At 31.3% G+C, this 19,763-nt stretch carries 15 protein-coding genes, 3 pseudogenes and 1 other annotated feature; all 18 genes and pseudogenes read right to left on the minus strand.

The genetic code is table 11. The features are described 5' to 3' along the window. Positions 1–4 precede the first annotated feature (4 nt). The 18 genes and pseudogenes from trpC to RCG18_RS27425 all read right to left on the minus strand — a co-directional run bounded on the left by trpC (position 5) and on the right by RCG18_RS27425 (position 19,562). Positions 5–786 (minus strand): annotated as a pseudogene (gene trpC, locus RCG18_RS27340) (indole-3-glycerol phosphate synthase TrpC). A 24-nt stretch (positions 787–810) separates the two neighbouring features. Continuing rightward, positions 811–1,826 (minus strand): annotated as a pseudogene (gene trpD, locus RCG18_RS27345) (anthranilate phosphoribosyltransferase). After that, positions 1,807–2,397 carry an aminodeoxychorismate/anthranilate synthase component II gene (locus RCG18_RS27350; protein ID WP_308039117.1) on the minus strand — a complete coding sequence of 197 codons (591 nt, stop codon included), beginning with the start codon at positions 2,395–2,397 and terminating at the stop codon, positions 1,807–1,809. Before RCG18_RS27350 ends, trpD begins: the two are co-directional and overlap by 20 nt. Then, positions 2,398–3,828, minus strand: a complete 1,431-nt coding sequence (trpE, locus tag RCG18_RS27355) for an anthranilate synthase component I (RefSeq protein WP_308039118.1) — start codon at positions 3,826–3,828, stop codon at positions 2,398–2,400. A gap of 76 nt (positions 3,829–3,904) precedes the next feature. Continuing rightward, positions 3,905–4,220: a binding site (T-box leader), on the minus strand. Between the two features lie 55 nt (positions 4,221–4,275). After that, positions 4,276–5,637 carry a GHKL domain-containing protein gene (locus tag RCG18_RS27360; protein WP_308039119.1) on the minus strand — a complete coding sequence of 454 codons (1,362 nt, stop codon included), beginning with the start codon at positions 5,635–5,637 and terminating at the stop codon, positions 4,276–4,278. A 2-nt stretch (positions 5,638–5,639) separates the two neighbouring features. Next, the gene (locus RCG18_RS27365; RefSeq protein ID WP_308039120.1) at positions 5,640–6,347 is read right to left on the minus strand and encodes a LytTR family DNA-binding domain-containing protein; all 708 of its coding nucleotides are present in this window, start codon (positions 6,345–6,347) and stop codon (positions 5,640–5,642) included. 71 nt (positions 6,348–6,418) lie between these two features. Continuing rightward, positions 6,419–7,312, minus strand: coding sequence for a hypothetical protein (locus RCG18_RS27370; protein ID WP_308039121.1), 894 nt, complete (start codon positions 7,310–7,312; stop codon positions 6,419–6,421). A gap of 170 nt (positions 7,313–7,482) precedes the next feature. Further along, positions 7,483–8,208, minus strand: a complete 726-nt coding sequence (gene nagB / locus RCG18_RS27375; protein ID WP_308039122.1) for a glucosamine-6-phosphate deaminase — start codon at positions 8,206–8,208, stop codon at positions 7,483–7,485. Positions 8,209–8,409: 201 nt separating this feature from the next. Then, entirely contained in the window at positions 8,410–9,618 is a 1,209-nt protein-coding gene (locus RCG18_RS27380; protein ID WP_308039123.1) for a phosphopentomutase, read from the minus strand. 27 nt (positions 9,619–9,645) lie between these two features. After that, entirely contained in the window at positions 9,646–10,806 is a 1,161-nt protein-coding gene (locus tag RCG18_RS27385; protein ID WP_308039124.1) for a YhfX family PLP-dependent enzyme, read from the minus strand. A 32-nt stretch (positions 10,807–10,838) separates the two neighbouring features. Then, on the minus strand, positions 10,839–11,960 hold the full coding sequence (locus RCG18_RS27390) for an aminotransferase class V-fold PLP-dependent enzyme (RefSeq protein WP_308039125.1): 1,122 nt from the start codon (positions 11,958–11,960) through the stop codon (positions 10,839–10,841). Positions 11,961–12,029: 69 nt separating this feature from the next. Beyond that, a complete protein-coding gene (locus tag RCG18_RS27395) occupies positions 12,030–12,905 on the minus strand; it encodes a phosphotriesterase-related protein (protein ID WP_308039126.1) in 876 nt (291 codons plus the stop codon). A gap of 75 nt (positions 12,906–12,980) precedes the next feature. Then, positions 12,981–14,279, minus strand: coding sequence for a YhfT family protein (locus tag RCG18_RS27400; RefSeq protein ID WP_308039127.1), 1,299 nt, complete (start codon positions 14,277–14,279; stop codon positions 12,981–12,983). Positions 14,280–14,316: 37 nt separating this feature from the next. Continuing rightward, a complete protein-coding gene (locus RCG18_RS27405) occupies positions 14,317–14,676 on the minus strand; it encodes a DUF2620 domain-containing protein (RefSeq protein WP_308039128.1) in 360 nt (119 codons plus the stop codon). A gap of 68 nt (positions 14,677–14,744) precedes the next feature. Further along, on the minus strand, positions 14,745–15,098 hold the full coding sequence (locus RCG18_RS27410) for a PRD domain-containing protein (RefSeq protein WP_308039129.1): 354 nt from the start codon (positions 15,096–15,098) through the stop codon (positions 14,745–14,747). A gap of 236 nt (positions 15,099–15,334) precedes the next feature. Further along, positions 15,335–16,261, minus strand: a complete 927-nt coding sequence (yhfZ, locus tag RCG18_RS27415; protein ID WP_308039131.1) for a GntR family transcriptional regulator YhfZ — start codon at positions 16,259–16,261, stop codon at positions 15,335–15,337. A 249-nt stretch (positions 16,262–16,510) separates the two neighbouring features. Continuing rightward, positions 16,511–18,465, minus strand: a pseudogene (locus RCG18_RS27420) (GTP-binding protein). 62 nt (positions 18,466–18,527) lie between these two features. After that, a complete protein-coding gene (locus tag RCG18_RS27425; protein WP_308039132.1) occupies positions 18,528–19,562 on the minus strand; it encodes a putative sulfate exporter family transporter in 1,035 nt (344 codons plus the stop codon). Positions 19,563–19,763: the final 201 nt, after the last annotated feature.

Genomic DNA, 19,763 nt, shown 5'->3' on the forward strand with positions numbered 1-19,763 from the left:
TAGCCTAGTCATAGGATTTTGATTTCGATACAAAATTTTCAATATTGCGAATTTTATCTATATCTCTCATAAAGGTTTCACCTATAAGTACTGCATTTACACCTAGATTCCTTAAATATCGGATGTCCTCATAGGTTTTAATTCCACTTTCAGATACAACTATAGTATTTTTAGGTATATACTTTATAAGTCTTTCTGTGTTTTTTAGATCAACTGTAAAGTCTCTAAGATTCCTATTATTTATCCCCACAATATCGCAGCCTGCAGATAACGCTAAGTCTAGCTCCTGTTCATTATGAACTTCCGTAAGGCAGTATAATCCAAGTTCTCTAGCTAAGTTCAAAAATTCTTTACCTTGTTTCCTAAAATTGAAACTATTAATAAAACTGCATCAGCACCTATAGCTTTTGATTGAAACATCTGATACTCATCTATTATAAAGTCCTTTCTTAGTATAGGCTTTTTGTTTGCTTTTTTAACCTCTGCTATATATTCATCTTTTCCCTTAAAAAACTTTCTCTCAGTAAGTACAGATACCGCATCAATTTCAATTTCCTCATAAATTCTAGCTGTTTTTATATGATCAAAATCCTCTCTTATTATTCCTTTAGATGGTGATGCTCTTTTTATCTCTGCAATAATAGCTATATTTGGCTCAGTTAAGGCTTTTTCAAAATTCCTTATATTTTTATATTCACAACTTACTAATAACTCATCTAAGGGACAACGCTCCTTCTCAGTTATTACTTGTAGTTTTTTATGGGCAACTATATCCTCTAATATCATTTTGCTCCTCCCCTCTTGTAAAAACTAATTGAACCTTCTGCTATAATCTACAAGTTCTCTAAGCTTAGAATAGGCTGCTCCAGAGTCAATAATTTTTTCTGCGAGCTTTACTCCTTCCTCGATACTGCTGCATACTTTTCCTACGTATAGTGCAGCAGCACTATTTAGAAGAACTATGTCTCTCTTGGAATCCTTTTTACCTTTAAGTACATCAAATAGTATCTTCGCATTCTCCTCTGGCGTCCCCCCTTTATATCATCCGAAGTAGCTAATTTTATCTTAAAATCCTTAGGGCTTATGTTATAATCTACTATCTTTTCATCCTTTAATTCGCTTACATGAGTAATAGTAGTTGTAGTTATTTCATCTAGACCATCTTCTCCACAAACTACCATAGCTCTTTCACAGCCTAAATTCAAAAGTACCTGTGCTATAGGCTTGGTTAGTTCTTTATCATAAACTCCTAAAACCTGACCTTTTACAAAAGACGGATTGGTCAGAGGACCTAATAAGTTAAATACAGTTCTTATTCCAAGCTCTTTTCTTGTAAGTGCTGCATTTTTCATAGCGCTATGATATTTAGGTGCAAAAAGAAATGCCATGCCTTTTTCATCTATACATTGTCTAGCTTGCTCTGGTTGTAAGTTTATATTAAATCCTAGCTTTTCAAGTACATCAGCACTTCCACTTTTGCTTGAAACTGCTCTATTACCATGCTTTGCTATTTTAATGCCTGCTGAAGCTGCTATTATTGCTACCGCTGTAGATATATTAAAGGTTTTCCCCCCATCACCTCCTGTGCCACAAGTATCAATAACATAGCTTGATTTTGTTTTTAAAGGTGAAGCATTGTCTCTAATAGCTTTTGCAAAGCCGGTGATCTCATCTACTTCTTCTCCCTTCATCCTAAGGCCTATAAGAAATGCTCCTATCTGAGAATTTGTTCCATTACCTACCATAATTTCATTCATAGCATTATAGGCTTCTTCTTCCGTTAACTTTTCCTTAGCGACAACTTTTTTAATTGCTTCCTGAAGCATTGCATATCCCCTCCACAAAATTTTTAATTATGACTTTCCCTTGTTCAGTAAGTATGGATTCTGGATGAAATTGAAGTCCATATACTTCATGGTCTCTATGCTTAATACCCATAATTACATTATCATCTATGCTTTCTGCTATAATTTTGATATCTTCTGGCAGTGTATTTCTATCTATTATAAGTGAATGATACCTCATGACTCTTATTAACCTTTCTATCCCTTTAAACAACTTATTTTCTTTAGCTGTTATATGAGAAGTTTTCCCGTGCTTTATGTTTTCTGCTCTAACAACCTTTCCGCCATATGCACTTCCTATAGCCTGATGTCCAAGACATATTCCTAGTATAGGAATACTGCTACCGAGTTTTCGTATAACATCGATGCAAATTCCTGCATCTTCTGGAATTCCCGGACCTGGTGACAGTATAATCCCCTGAGGTTGTAAATTCTTCAGAGTTTCAATATCTATTTCATCATTTCTTATTACTTTTACATTGTCATATATCTCACCAATATATTGGTAAAGGTTAAATGTAAAGGAATCATAATTGTCTATTATGAATATCATTTATATCACCTCTCTCATTGCCATTGCTTTATTCAGTGTTTCCATATATTCATTTTCAGGAATAGAATCATATACAATTCCTGCTCCTGCCTGCACATATGCGTAGTTTTTCTTAAATAAAATAGTTCTTATTCCAATACAAGTGTCCATGTTTCCACTGAAGGAAAAGTATCCAATGGCTCCTGCATAAATTCCTCTTTTGCTCTCCTCAAGCTCATCAATTATCTCCATAGCTCTTATTTTGGGAGCACCAGATACAGTTCCTACAGGTGAACAAGCTTTTAAAGCATCAAGATAACCTATTCCCTCCTTTAGCTCTCCAGAGACTTTGGAGACTATATGCATAACATGAGAATAAAAATCCACTTCCATAAACCTATCAACATTTACAGTTCCAAACTTGCTTACTTTTCCTATGTCATTTCTGCCTAAATCTACGAGCATAACATGTTCAGCTCTCTCCTTTTCATCACAGAGTAGTTCTTCCTTTAACTTTAAATCCTCCTCCATACTTTTCCCTCTAACCCTTGTTCCTGCTATAGGGTTAGTAGTCACTTTTCTACCACTTACAGTAACTAAACTTTCTGGTGATGAACCTGCTACCTGCATATCATTAAAGTCTATATAGAAAAGATAAGGAGATGGGTTTTTTGTTCTTAATCTTCTATAGATATCAAAGGGCTGTGATAAGTTTTTAAACTGTAATCTTTGTGATAAAACAACTTGAAATATATCTCCAGCTTTTATATATTCTTTAGCTTTATCTACAAGGCTGCAAAATTCTTCTTTAGTGACATTAGACTCTAGCTCTTTATGTGATTGTACTTGCTGTAATTCATGTGTCTCAACATTGCTCATAATTAAATTTTTAAGTGTATTTATTTCATTTAATACATCTGAGTAATCTTTATAGTCATCAGTCATAACATTGTAGACTATATAAAGTTCATGTTTAAAATGGTCATAACAAATGAAGCTTTTGTAAAACATTAAGTATGCTTCTGGTACCTCTAAATCATCATCCTTTGTAAAAGGAAGTCGTTCATATTGCCTTACTATGTCATAACCAACATATCCTATAGCACCTCCTGTGAAAGGTACATCAAGTCCCGCAGAGTCATAGTCTATAGTTAAATATTGCTGTACATGTTCTAAAAATTTACCTTTTACTTCTCTTCTTTTCTTATCACTAGATAAAACTATATTTTCACCATAGCTTTTGATTGTCATATAAGGCTCTGCTCCAATAAATGAATATCTCCCTATTTCATTTTCTGAATATATGCTTTCAAGTAAAAATTTGCATTTACCTTTTAATCTATAGTAAATTGCTATAGGTGTAAGTTCATCTCCATTCATCTTTAGAAATATGGGAAAAGCTTTATTAGAACTTTTATATTTATTAAAGCTTCTTTCAGATATACTTAGCATTTATAACCCTCCTATTTTTGTTTAATATTTGTTATCAGTACTTTATTTAAATACAAAAAAGGCCATTCCATCCACATAATGGGACGAAATGACCGCGGTGCCACCCAAATTAGTTTATACTTATAGTGTATTTTTAGAAATAAAAAACACCTCATCCACAAAGGACGAAATGCCAAATTTCGTTATACCACCTAAGCATAAAACTATCTCTTACAGGTACAGATTTACTCGATACCTTGTCTTTTTAACGGTAGACTACCGGCTGCTGCTACTATCATTTCGCATCACACCTCCAAGACCCATTCAATACAGGCTACAGTGTTTGGCTCACACCATTCCAAACTCGCTTAAACTAAACTCCTCTATCTACTATTTCTTGTCATCGGTTTTAAATTGATAACTTATTTAGAATTCTATACAATTTTTTATATCTTGTCAACATTAATTTTATTCAATCTTAAGCATAAGGTTAATAGTAAACTTGTTTTTTTCTTCTACTATATCAACTATTCCATTGTATTTTCTCACCACAGCCTCTATATTAGAAATTCCCATGCCATGATTAAGCTTATCAGATTTTGTACTTATAATTTTATTTTTAACATAAGAAAGCCTGTTTGTAGTAGTATTTGAGACTTCAATTATCATGTACATATCTTTGATATAAGATTTTATCCATATTATCTTAAAGATATTGCTATCTGTAATTCTCATGCAAGCCTCTATTGCATTGTCTAAGGTATTACTTAAAATAGTACATAAATCCATAGGTTCCAACAAGGTTTCTTTAGGTATCATAAAATCACATACAAACTCTATTTCCTGTTTTTTTGCTATATTATATTTTTCGTTTATAACTGCATCAGATATAGGATTACCTGTTTTTATTTTAAGGTCAAGTTTATTTATGGTTTGACTAATGTTATCTAAATAATTCTTTATCTCTTCAATATTGTTAACACATGCCAAAGTTCTTAAACAAGCAAGATGGTTATTCATATCATGCATTATTCCTCTTATTCCATTATAAAGTATTTCAATGCTTTTACTATGTTTAAGCTGCTGTTCCATAAGCATATTTTTTTGTTTTTCCTGTTCTCCTTCAATCATTTTTTTAAATGTGTAAGCCGTAATTACTATTGATATTATTAAAGCGAAACTTAGAAGAGGCAAAACATAATAAATTTTAGGGAAAATAAAGGGTAAATAGTATTGCCTACCATCAATTTTAATACTTTGAATAATATAAAATACAAGTGCTAAACTATAACTTGAAAGACAAGGAATAAGTAAATATAAGCCCTGATATAAATTCACTGTCCTTTCTTTTAGATCTAGTAAGTTACAGATTTTTTTTAAGAATACAAATAATATTGTAAAACTTATAATATCTCTACTAATGTTATTTATAAAACTTATGATCATGTGTTCATTAAAAGACATATTTAATTTATGTGTAATGCGAAGAACTGAGAAATCAAAGGTTAAAAAAGTTATATTAATAAGCAATAATATTGCATTTTCCACAATAACAGCATAAAGCTTAATCAGAAAACTTCCTTTACATAAAATACATACAATTATTATCCAAATTGTACCATCCATAATTATTTTCAATATCTCAGATGCTGTTGTTAATATAAAAAGATTAGCAACTGTGAATAATACTGTACTTAAAACAAACTTCCAAGCTTTACTTCTAAAGCCTAAAAAGCTTTTATAAAAATAATATTTAACTGCATATAAAAAAGGTAATGTGAAATATGTTGATGAAAATTCAATAATTTCAGCTATTTGTTGTTTTTCCATACTTATTGTGCCTCATCTTTTAAATAATACATAAATGCCTTTGAGAAATTATTCAACCTGTATTTAGATATATATATCTTTTCTGAATTCTTTAAGGTTATAAAGGTATTATCAAAACTCTGAACATAACTTAAATTTACAATATAACTTTTATGGCATCTAAAAAAGTGGCATTCACGAAGCTCCTGCTCGATATCGGACAACTTATGGTAATATTCAATAATATCATATATAGTATGAACCTTTAGCTTTCTTTGTTCTGATTCTAAATACATTATATCCTTGAGAAAAATTTTAGTTGAATGACTAATTGTTTTAGCGACAATAAACTTGTCCTTTTTTTTCAATTGTAATAAAGCTCTATATAAAATGTTCTTAAGCTTTTCCTCATCAATAGGTTTTAAAATATAGTGAAATGCGCTTACATCAAATGCATCAAAAACATAGTCTTTATATCCTGTTATAAATATAATAATTGACTTTTCATTTACAAGTCTTATTTTTTTTGCAACCTCTATTCCTGTTAGTTTATCCATCTGTATATCCAAAAAATATATATCAAAATCTAAAGCTGAGAACATTAATTGTTCACCATTTGTAAATGGCACTATTTTATAATGTTCATTTGTTAACTCTAAAGCTTTGTTAACAATATGCACTATTGTTTCTCGTTGTTTATTTTCGTCATCACAAACAGCTACTTTTATCATAGAATCACCCCAAAAGTAATTATAACATGTTTTAAGCCTGTGGATAAACCTTCCACAGACTGTAATGAAACTTAAGCTGTTGCATTAATTTTTTCACCATTATTCTCAGCGTTATCAGCGGAATTATCATTATAATGTTTAAGCTTTTGTTCAGCTTTTTGTTGTTCTATTACTAATTTATCTTCACTTTCCAAATTACTCTTACTACTTAAATCCTTACTTTTTTTATTTTTAGCAGCAGCATTTTTTGAAGTATCACCTTGTACACTATCATTATTGGGATTATTTGCTTCCTTTAGTTTATCATTGATTTTTTCATTAACATTTTCAATATTTTCCTCTAATTGAGCAACACGTTTCTTTTTATTAATAGGATTAATTCCTCTTCCCTCGTCTATCTTTATTTCACAATTTAAAACCCTTGCTTCACCTGACATTGAAGTTCTTTGAGTTGATAGCATTTTAGCCTGAGATAGGCTTCCCGAAAGACTTAGCATACTGTCCATTTTATCTTTAGGAATACCTATTTTTTCATCTTCAGTAGAAGCTTCATTTGATATTTTGTTAGTTTCTTTGCCTTTCTTATCCTTATCTTCATTGCCAAGAGCCTTACGCTGCTCCTCCAGTTGAATTTTGCTCATCTGCTTATCGATTTCTTCAATTTGTTTATCAATTTCTTTAAGCTTTTCTTTTACAGATGATGGATCTCTGCCATCTTTCAAAGCTTTCTCCATAATGGCACCTTTACTATCCATTAAATTTTCTTTTTGTTTCATTAGGTTTTCTAGAATATTATTCTTCCTTAGGCTTCCTCCTAAAGATTTATCCATATTCTTTTTATTTATGCCCAAATGTTTTTCAGTCTTTTCATTGTTATCAAGAACATTTTTAGTCGAGCTATCATTAGAACGATAGCTTAAATTTACTAAACCTATGTGTTGTTGTGGTGAAAAAGATATACGCATATAAGCGCCTCCTTTCGCTGTATTTTCAAATTTTGTTATACTTGTTATATCGTCAGGATAATATATTAACTACACTAGATTGCAGTAACAGGTCATAAAAATGTAATGAATAGGTTAAAATCCACATAATATTTTTAAGTCTATATCCTGTAGTTTTTCTACATCAGATACTAAAGTTTACTTGCTGCTTCTTTGTCTACGATTATTATAACATTTTTATGCAATTGTAGAACTGACGCAGGAACCTCAGGAGATATTTTCCCAGTTATTGTTTTAGTAATAGCATCAGCTTTTGCTTCACCATTTGCTAATAAAATTATGTTTTTAGAATACATTATTGTTTTTATTCCCATACTTATAGCTCTTGTAGGTACTTGTTCTATAGACTTAAAAAATCTTGAGTTTGATTGAATAGTTTTTTCATCAAGATTTACAAGATGAGTTCCTGCTTCAAAGTTAACAGCTGGTTCATTAAATCCTATATGACCGTTTACACCAATTCCAAGTACTTGAATATCTATTCCACCAACTCTATTTATTTTTTCATCATAATTTTTACATTCTTCCTCTATATTTTCAGCCATTCCATTAGGTATATTTATTTTTTCTTTTTCAATATTAACATGACTAAAAAAATTCTTTACCATGTAATAATGATAACTTTGACTGTTATTCTTATCTATACGATAATATTCATCCAAGTTAAAACTTTCTATCTCTGAAAAATCTATTTCTTTTTTGTTATACATAGTAATTAACTCTTTATACATACCTAAAGGTGTATCTCCAGTAGCTAATCCCAATACACTATTAGGCTTAAGAATTATTTGACTTGCTACTACTGATGCTGCTTTTTTACTCATTTCTTCATAATTATCTACAACTATTATTCTCACGCTAATCACCTTCCTGAGACAATTTCAGCTAACACTGTTTTTCCCTAAATAAGGGAATATACATTATATTGTATATTCTGAATAAAGGACCACTTCATTTTAAAAATATTCAGCATTAGCAATAGTTTATTTTGCAAAACCAATTTATATTATATTTTATCAATAATAATTTTACTTTAAATCTATTAGAGCTTACTACTCTTAAACAATTATATCTAAGAATGAATGTCCATGTTCGATAGTGCTATAACCAAAATAATCAGCTACAGTAGCACCAACATCAGATAGAGAGCTTCTTATTCCCAATGATGCTTTCTTTACTTTTGGTCCAAATACAAGTACAGGAACCATTTCTCTAGTATGCCTGCTGTGTCCTATAGTTGGATCATTACCATGATCAGCCATAACTAGCAGTATATCATCCCCTTCAAGTCTCTCCATTATTTTACCTAAATACTCATCAGCTATAATAAGTTTCTTAATATATTCCTCAACATTTTCTCTATGGCCACAAAGATCCGTTTCTTGAACATTAGTGCAAATAAAGCCTTTGTCCATTAATTTAAGTTCTTCAATAGTTAACTTAAGTACTTCCTCAGTATCTACACAAGAAATACTTTTTCCATAGTCATTAGAAACTATATCTGCAACCTTTCCTAAAAGAGTCACCTTAATTCCTGCCCTAGCTAATATAGTAGGAACTTGAACCTCAGGATCTATGCCATAACCTAAATGTATACATTGATATCCTTTGTTATATACTCCAGACTTTGGTGCATTTATACCAATAAATCCATTGCCCTTTTCCTCTACAGCATTTAAAATATCTTGAAGGGTTATGCCTTTTCCTCCAAAAGTAATAACTCTTGATACTCTAGAGTGTTCTCTTACTATCTTTCCTATTTTTAATACATCCTCAAATGGCAGTATATCTAAAGTAGCTGTTATATTATAAGCTTGACCCAAATCTGCCTCAATGTTATCTGCAACAGTAAGAGCATTGTTAACTATTAGAAACTTACTTTCTTTACCTTCTTTTATTTCAACTTTATAATCTTTATATTTTAAAGCATCATATACCTTGTTTATTACAGTTGTAAATGATTCTTTAACAGGCATTTTAGGTAACGTTCCCATTATTTCCTGGTGTCCCATAAAGGTATCTGCGCCAAAATGAGTTAATTCAGCTTTTCCAAAAGTTGCATCTTCCACAGGTTTTAAAGCTCCAACCGCTTCACCTAGAGCATTCATTAGACCTAATTTTTCTATGTTAGGCAATTTCACTTCAGGCTTTTTCTCTAATATATGTTTACATGTATTCGCCCCTAAATCAGCAGGTCTTACTTCTTCCACATCTTTCATATATCCAACGCCAAAGCCATCTAAAATTATTACTATAAATCTATTCAAATTTCTCCCTTCTTTCACCATATAGAATTATTTTGTTTTTTTACCTAATGAATCATATATTCCTAATAACTCAGGTTTACCTTCTTTAATTCCTTTTACTACCGCTACGCTGCTGCGTGTTACAAAGACCTGTGTCCTATATGACATAACTACAGTTTCACCAACGTTGGCATTTCCTTTTAAGGCGATGTAATAATCAATACTTTCATTTGAAGGTTCCTCAGCTTTAAGCTCAATGTAGTTCTCAATGCTACTGCCAACTAGCGCCTTATTCATATGGGATCTTCTGTAATGTCCTCCACCATAACAGTAGCATTCTTCCTTCAAGTTATGAGATACTTCACTAACATATACTAAACAAGGTATTTCTTCTGCTTCATTCTCTGCATGATAAGGTGTAGTACCTGTTAATCCGTGTCCAGGTTCACCATGGGTTCCTCCGTATTCTGCTATACTCTTAATATTTGCAACACAGGTAGCTGATGGTAGATTTAATTCCTGAATTTTTATATTTAGTTTATCTTCTAAAAGTTTTTGTGCTTGCTTTAATGTCTCTATATTTTTAGTAGCTTTTATATCTCCTTCTTTCGGGTCAAATAAAAAGCAAGGGAAAGAAGTAATACCATAAATATTTATATTTGGGAGTTCTTTTATTTCCTTAGCTTTTTCAATTAGCTCATTCAAATAAAAGCCTCCGTACTGAGCTGGATAAAGTGTATCTCCTTCATCTAACACTCTGAGCATTATATTTTGAACTTGTCCTAGTTTTTGTGATATTTTAGATACTTCCCTAGCCTTATCTACTGAATAGACTGTCACAACCTCGGGTTTAGCTTCAATTATTTCTTCCATGCAATGTGTAGGTATCTGAACAAGATGACCTACATGTCCAAGCTTTATTCCATTTTCTTTTAAAGTAAGTGCTTCTTTAAAGTCCACTACGACAGCTCCGCTATATCCTAATTTCATTAATTCATGACACACAATAGGGTTTCTTCCGAATTGCTTTGTCATGAAATAAAGTTTTATTCCATACTTATCTGCCTCTTCTTTTATTTTTCTTCCATTCTCTATTATATTGTCTAAATCTATAATATAAGTGTCTGGTTGAATTAAGCCTTTTTGATGAAGTTCGAAGGCTACTTTAATTAAGCCGTGATTTCTTTTTTTAGTTATATCTAAAAACATTCCTTTAACCTCTTTTCTACAATGAATGCTAACTATATATGACTATTGTTAAAGCTACCGTTAACCCTTTTAACACTTTCTCTTAAAATTCTTATTACTGTATCTGCCCCACTTCTCATTGGATTAATTCTTATCATTCTCTTCTCTAAGCTCTTATCTGAAGCTCTAAAGGTTCCAGAAACTCTATAAAACATTGGAACTAGTTCATATTTTGATTCTGCACCTACTGGATTAGGCGCTGCACCTAATTTTTCTGCTTCTAATAATACCTCTTCTGCAATTTGTTTATTCAATTCTACTAACAATACCTTTGATTGTGCATTAGCAAGAAATGCACTTTTTACCCCTTCTATTTCACCAGAGTTTATTCTACTTACAATCTCTTCGTTAACCTCAGCCTGTAATGCTAAAGACACCGGAGCATATACTAATCCCCTTAAAACCTCCATAGCCTCAAATCCCTGAACTTGGCTTCCTCCTGAATAATTTAAACTTATTACTTTATCTATAAGCACTTTTTTACCTATTAATATACCAACCCCTTCAGGTCCTAAAAGCTTAAAAGATGAAAAACCAGCTAAATCAGCACCACATTGAGTCCCAATTTTCTTAACCTTCATCACAGCATAGTTATCATCAGTAATTATTTTTATATCATTATTTAATTCTTTTATAATATTTATTATCTCTTCCATATCATAGGCATCATCAATTTTTTGTCTTGTATATTGTACTAAAGCACCTTTGATTTCCTTATTTTCTTTAAGTACTTTTGTTATTTCTTCTTTATTATTAAAGTTAGCTTTAACTACTTTAATCCCCATGGTTTTAATGGTAACTTCAGTAGTTGGATAAATTGGTGCATCATGTACTAACATTGTGTCTCCACTTTCCATAAAACTAATAATGCCCCATCTTAATGCTCCTGTGCCAGCCCCTCTAACAAATGCTGCTGCTTCTGCATCAAAAAATTCGGCCACAACTTCTTCTGCTTTCTTTGTATATGTTGGTTTATTTAATCCTTTTATAACTCCTAAATCACCTAAAGATAATATTTGTGTACCTCTAAAATGTTTAGTTATAATATCGATCATCTTAAATTGAAATTTTTTTGCATCCTGCAATGATATAGATTCTAAAGGATATGTCTTCATATTTATTCATTCCTTTCTTCAGATCCAAAGTCCATATAAAGCTAATAATCTATTAATTTAACCTAGTTTTTATGATAAAATCCTGCAAATATTATTCTGCGTCATATTATCTATGTCTTTACTAGTTACTCCGTTTTCCTTTAATCTTGGAATAAAGTTATCTATTAAATAAGAATACCCAATTCCACCTCTCGTTTTTAAATTAGACTTTCTGGTTATATCCATAGACATCAATACTCTTTTGCTAAGTCCTCTATTACATATTTCTTTTAATAATTCTACTCTTAAATCATCTGGTTGATAATTTTCTTTACCAATGGTATCAAAGGCTACATTAACACCTTTGTCTATTAATCTCAAAATATAATTCAAATCACCGCTTAAATCAACGTGACTAATTATCACTCTATCTAAATTTACTCCATTACTCTTAAAAAACTCTATTTGTTCCAGACCAAAAGTACCTAAAGTTGTATGTGTTATTATTGGTCTTCCCGTATCAATATGAGCCATAGAGCTAGCAGCAAATATTTTTCTCTCTACTTCTGTCATAGTATCCTTACTAGTACCTATTTCACCAATAACTTCAGCCCTTATACCTGTATCCTCAATTCCTTTAGTAATTTCCTGTATCATTATTTGGGATAGCTCCTTTTCCGACAATTTATAAACTTCCTCCGGAAGAAAAGGCTCCTTGTAATACCCAGTTGAGCATACAATATTCATACCAGTTTCTGCTGCAACCTTTAAAATATACTCTACATTTCTTCCCATTCCTCTATTAGTAACATCAATGATATTATTTACATTCTTACTTCTTAATTTCCAAAACTCTATTACTGTTTCATCAAAACAATTTAAATTACAATCATCTGTTTTTTTTACGCCTGATAAATCTATAGTTACATGCTCGTGGGCAAAAGTTATTCCATTTTTTAGCTTCATAATTTATTCCCCCAAATTATTACTAAATTATAGTTTTAGGAGATGAATTCACCTCCTAATCAGCTATCTTTTCATTTATTTAACTGGTAGATATAATCCTATTTTATAAAGAACATTTATTAATATACCTACGAATATTGCACCTACTGGACCAACTGCCATATCAACAATTGGCTTTTTAGAAGTTTTATTTATAACATATATACCTACAACTACGAATAATCCTAAACCTGGCGCCATAGCATTAGCTGCTATCATACCACCTACAAGTAATGCTACTTCTAATACTCTGCTCATAGCAGTTCTTATATTGTCACCACATTTTCTAACCCCTGGAAATTTATCTAACATTCTAGCCAAAACATCAAGTAAAAGTATTTCTAATGCCATTACTACTGCGCCACCAATAAAGGCTATAAAAGGATTTTTAATTAATAGTCCAACTACAAATACAAAAGTCATTCCTGCCGGAGCATAGACACCTGTAGTTATACCAGTGGTTGCAACGAGCGGTATAAAACCAATCCCTCTTGCAAAAGCTGTCATAGCAGCTTCAACATTTTTACCTCCCTTAAGAAGGTTTAATGAAATAGGATCACCAGCCAGCAAACTTAAACTTGTAGCTGCTGCAATTAACCCACCCATAACAGCTAATATAGGCATATTTTTCTTAATCTTAGCAACTCTATCACTAAATATAGACGCCAAATCTACTTTTGATGTATTGGGATCTGATTTCTCTCTCATTGCAAATGCAAGCATTATTATCATACCTGCAAGTAACGCCATACCCTCTTGGTCAAGTTTTATTGTCGCTCCATCCCACTTAAATTTTCCATAATATAAAGTGAGCTGCCTTACTAAAAATGATACTACTAAAGTTATAGCTCCTTTTTTAACTCCATATTGATAAGCTACAACTAAAGCTGGGAATACAGCAAACGCTGCAATTACTGGACTACCAACTTGTCCAAGTTGAGGTAAAAAATTAACTGGAAGTTTTGCAAATACATCAACTATAAATTTAAGTCCTGATACAAGTCCTATGCCATATAAAGCTCCAATTACCCCTGAAGCTATTAATCCAACCTTTCCTTTTGGACACCATGTTCCTATGATGTCCGTCCCTAATAAAATACTGTGAACTAACATTATTGAAGCTGCTACGGACACAGGTATACCGAAACCAATAACTAGTCCAAAACTTAGTGCAAATGAAGTCGCTGCCAAAGCTTTTTTATCAAGTCTTCCTTCAAGATATTCTGGAACTATTGGCCTTAAGCCATCATTAAATACTGCAACACCCTTATTAGAGAGTATTGATGCTAATGCACCAAGCAAAGCAATAATTACATACTTTAATACGATCCCCATAGATAAGTTCCTCCTCTTATTTTTATAAGGCTGATTTTTAGCTCAAAATTTTATTTAAGATTACAGGTATTACTTGTTCAGCGTGTTGAGGTGTAAATCCAAAGGCTTTTTTCCCAGACTCTATTTCCTTTATTATTTCTTCATCACTTCTTATGTTACCCGGCATGGAAACTGTAGCACAAAGATTGTACCCTAGTAGTGCTATAGCCATTGCTAATGCTCCTCCACCACCAGTGTTACAAGCACCCAAATAATAATCTGCTTGGTTAGTTTTAACTGCCATTGCTGCCTCAATATCTGATTTTATCTCAATGGTTGCTTTGTCTCCTGCCACTTGTTTTGCAATATTAGCAACTTTTTCTTTATCTATTTGTCCTCCAATAACTATTCTTATCATTATATAATCCCTCCTAAATTTAATTAATAATCAATTATTTTAAAGCTAGTAACTAAGAGTTACTTATTTTATTTACTTAGAATAGTAACTATGTGCATTAATATAAAAGTTCTTTCTACTTCAGGTATATAAATTTTTATAATTTCTTCTAACAAATCTAAAATTTCATTAGCCTTTTTAAAATTATTATCTTTTTCAACTTCTGTAAATATTTCTTTTTCTATAGGCTTTACCAGTTCATTTTTCTTTATTCTATTTAATGCTGCTGAAAGATGAGTTACAAACATTGCTCCATTTTCTTCAGTAAGTTTAATTTCGAAATTTTTGTCAAAAATTTCGATTGTTTTAATTAAATTATTATAAATACCCTCATCGATTTGTCCTCCCTCCTTTAAAATGTTTAATCTTAAACCTAAATCCATATTCACCTCTCCTTTGTACAATATACTGAATTTTGTATATTCACTTTAAAAATTTTGCTTTATTATATTCTTTTGCTATAAACATATAATAAAAGTTAACTATATGTTTATAGGATAAAGAAAAGAGTAGCACCTTCTATATTACTTATCTAACTAAAGACTCTGGTAATTACAAAATATTATTTATAGATTGTTATAGGTTTGCACCCTTCCAATATCCTTACATAAAACGAAAATTAATAGTTTGGAACCATTTGTTCATTTACGACTTTACGCTGAATATCTAATATTTTACTTTCATCTAAAAATTTTTTTAATAATTTTGCTAGATATTCATTTGACTTCTTCACTATTACAACAGCCTCAGTATCAGAGTAATTAAACTTTTCATTATTAATAGTATAATAATTAAAACTTAAATTACTCTCTTTTATAGCATCTATATTCCATATTGCTGCATCAATTTCTCCACTTAAAATCTTATTTAAGAGCTGACTATATAATAGAGGTACATATTGTACATTTTTACCCTCACATTGATAGAAAGATAAAATTTGATGATCTAAAGAGGAATAATCTATACCTATTCTCATTCCATCTTTTATTTCACTATCCTCTACATTCTTAAAAATAATTACGTGCTCATTTACATAACTGTGTGGCCCAAAATTTAAAACTACCTCTATCTCTTCACCACTATTTATATAGTGCTGAGCAGCCAATTTTGATATAACAGCAAAATCATATCTTCCTTCTATTAAGGCTTGAAGTCTACTATTAGCTCCTCTCATGTATGCTAAAGATATGTTAAATGATGTAGAACCTAAAGTATTATATAGACCAGTAGCTAGCCCTTCATAAACTTTAGAATAAGGTAATGGCATAACCCCTACTATAGTTTTTATATCAGCAATTTCCAATAGCTTAGAATAAGATATTTTATTTATAAAGGTTCCTAAGTGACCTCTTGGTTCTAAGCTAATTGCACCATAATCTTGAAGAAATTTTAAGGCTGATTGTATAGTTCCTCTAGCAGTTTTATAGTTTTCTGCCATCTGGGCTACTGTAATAATTCTTTCTCCTTCTTCCATAGACAAAAATTCTTTTGCTAAATTCATAGCCATTAGACCGTTTTTTTGCATAAGCTTTAATTTTATATCCATAAACTCACTCTTTTATTATAAATTTTTACAATGTACACTTTTTTGTATTTTGAATTAATTAGATAGTAACATACATTGAAAACAATTTCAAGGAAAAATTTAAAATACAATAAAGTACTATAAATTTCACCATTAATTTATAGCACTCTCTCCATTTACATTGTACATACTTTTCAGTACATGACATGGATACTTGTATTGCCACTATATAATTAATACCCTTTCAAATGATTTCCTACAAACTAAAATCTACTTTAAACAATGCATATACCTTTCTGCTTCATCTCCACTTACTAGAAAGGACTGCCCTTTTGAACAAAAAATCGAAGTAGAAGTATAATCAATATCCGCATTTTTATCGTAACCTATTTTTTTAATTACTTCCTCTCCATTATGACAGCTATCATATCCATCAAAAATGAAATTGGCTTTTCCCTTACCTTTTGTTAATGCTGCGAATTCCATGCTATAGTTCATAAAAGTAGCCACAGGGCCTCTTCCAGTTATAATAACTTTATTATTAAAGGTTTGTGGTGCTTCAAAGGAACCATTTAGCTTCTGTATATCACTTAGAATTCTTCCAATATAATCAATATCTGCTTTCATTTTAAAACGATAATAGGGTTCTAATAAGAGATTTTCTGTATTTTCCAAACCCTGTCTTAAAGCTCTTAAGGTTGCTTCTCTAAAATCTCCTCCACTGGTATGTTTATTATGTGCTCTACCAGTCAACAAAGTAATTTTCAAATCAGTTATAGGAGAACCTGTTACTATACCATGGTGCTCCCTTTCATAGATATGTGTACGAACTAAATTTTGATTGCCAATAGTTAAATCATCGGCATGACATATGTTATAAAATATTATTCCGCTATTTCTTTCTCCTGATTCTATCTTAAGATGTACTTCTGCATAATGTCCTAAAGGTTCAAAATGCCCATAACCCTTTGTCTCTCTTAAAATAGTCTCCTTATAGAGAATTTCACAAGGTCCAAAATCTACACGTAAGCCAAATCTCTCTTCCATCAGCTGTTTTAAAACCTCCAGCTGAATAGCTCCCATGATATGAACCTGTATTTCCTTTAATCTTTCATCCCAAATTATATTTAAAGCAGGATCTTCTACTTCTAAAAGCTTAAAATAAACTAAAACATCTTTTACATTTAATGTTTTATCAAATATAACTTTTGATTTTAGTGTTGGAACCATTTCATAAGTTATCTTTTCATTTAATGCCCCAACTCCGTCTCCTATAGCTGCACTGTTTAAACCTGTAACCGCAAAAGTCCTCCCGCTAAGACTTTATCTACAGTCTTAAACTTTGTTCCATTATAAATTCTTATCTGACTGACTTTCTCATAAGTATTATCATCATTAATTCCTACAGATATTTCTTCTCTAACCTTTAAAGTACCACTTAAGGACTTTATATAAGTTAATCTTGTCCCCTGCTCGTCATGACGTATTTTGTATACCAAACCGCTAAATCCTTCTTTATCATCATATTCTGTAAAAGTCAGCATATCTAATTTTTCTAAAAAGCTTTCTATGCCGATATCCTGAAGGGCTGAACCACTTAAGCAGGGAAAAATTTTATTTTCCTTAATCATTTTCTTCATAGCATTAAGCCATAATTTCTCTTCATAGTTCTCTTCTAAATATTTTTCAAAAAGTATATCATCATGTTCTGCAATAAATTCTACAAGTTCTTCACTCATTTCTCCATTATTAAAGGAGTCTGTAATAAAACAAACATCTTTGGTTAAACTTAATCTAATTTCTTCAAGAACTCCTTGAATATTTGCACCTACTCTATCAGTTTTATTAATGAAGAAAAATGTAGGAATATTGTGTTTTCTAAGGAGCTGCCACACTATTTCTGTTTGTCCCTGTACTCCCTCAACTCCACTTATTATGACAATAGCATAATTCATTACTTGAATAGCCCTCTCCATTTCCGGCGAAAAGTCCACGTGTCCAGGGGTATCTATTAAATAGTATGTTGAAGAATTATATTCAAAAACACCCTGATCGGAAAATACCGTAATTCCTCTCTCCTTTTCTATATTATGGCTATCTAAAAAAGAATCTCTATGATCAACTCTTCCTCGATTTCTTATACTTTTCGTATGATATAGTATTTGTTCTGCAAAAGTAGTCTTACCAGCATCTACATGAGCTAATATTCCAATTGTTTTATTCATCTTTAGCACCTCAATAAAGTAATTATATAGATTATTATAAATTAAGTATGCCTTTAACTCAATTATAGAAGGACTGTTATAATTACAATAGCTGATAGGATCTGAACTGCAGCAACTCCTAATGCATAAATTGAAATTTTAATTCCTTGATGTATGAGCTCTCTAAAGTTTACTCTCATTCCTATACCTGCAAGAGCAATTATTTCAAAATTGTTACTTATCAATTTAAATGTTTTAGAAATCTGTGGTGAAAATATACCAATGGTAAATAAGAAGCACATAATAAAAAATCCTAGTACATACCAAGGGATCTTTATCTTTGTATTAGTTTTTTTGCAGTTTGATTGAGAATGATTTTTCTTCATTGTTCCAAAGCTTAGTACAACAAAAACTAAAAAAATTATACGAACTATTTTAAATATAGTTGACAAATCCTTTACATGTTCATTCACTAAGCTGCCACTAGCAACAACCTGTCCTATAGATTGAAGTATTCCCCCTATAAAAGCAGAGGTTTTTATTATTTCTGTTGAAAATATTATTTTAGAAATCAGAGGAAGTAAAAGCATTAAGACAGTACCAGTAACATTTACTGTTGTTATAGCAATTCCTTTTTCACTGTCATCTGCACCTATAACGGGAGCAGTAGCAGCAATAGCAGAGGAACCACATACCGCATTACCGCTTGCCATTAAAAAGCGAAAGTTTTCAGAAAAACCAAGTTTTTTTCCTATCAACATTGCGAAAGTAATTGTTATAAGCATTTGTAATACTATGAAGGTTACTCCTGAACCTCCTAACTTCAGTATAGTTTGGGCACTTAATGTTCCACCAAGCAGAACTATGGAGTAGGATAATAAGTCACTTTCAGCAAATTTTGATCCTTTAGCATATATTTTTTTATTTCCAAAAGTATTTCCAACTGCCATACCTATAAATATCGCTATAGATGCACCACCGATACTAGGAATATAATTCCCTATAAACTTACCCATAGAGGCAATAATTATGCATATAATAAGACCTGGTAAAATTTCGACAACTTTATTTAGCTTTTTTGCAATATTTTTATGAACTCTAAACGAAGTCAATAACATTTGATATCATCCTTTCAAAATAAGCTTTATATAAACAGGATTCTTGGCTTCAGGTGGAGTTTTAAACTCCATCTGAAGCTTAGAAACCGTTATCCAGGGCCGTAGCGCCACTTATCCCCAACTTTAAGAAAAGCAGAGAACCCAAATCTTTGATTTGGTGTGAATCGCTTTCACAGAGTGCGTTGGGGTGTTAGTGGCGGT

Source organism: Clostridium sp. OS1-26 (assembly GCF_030915445.1).
Taxonomy (GTDB): Bacteria; Bacillota; Clostridia; order Clostridiales; family Clostridiaceae; genus Clostridium_AM.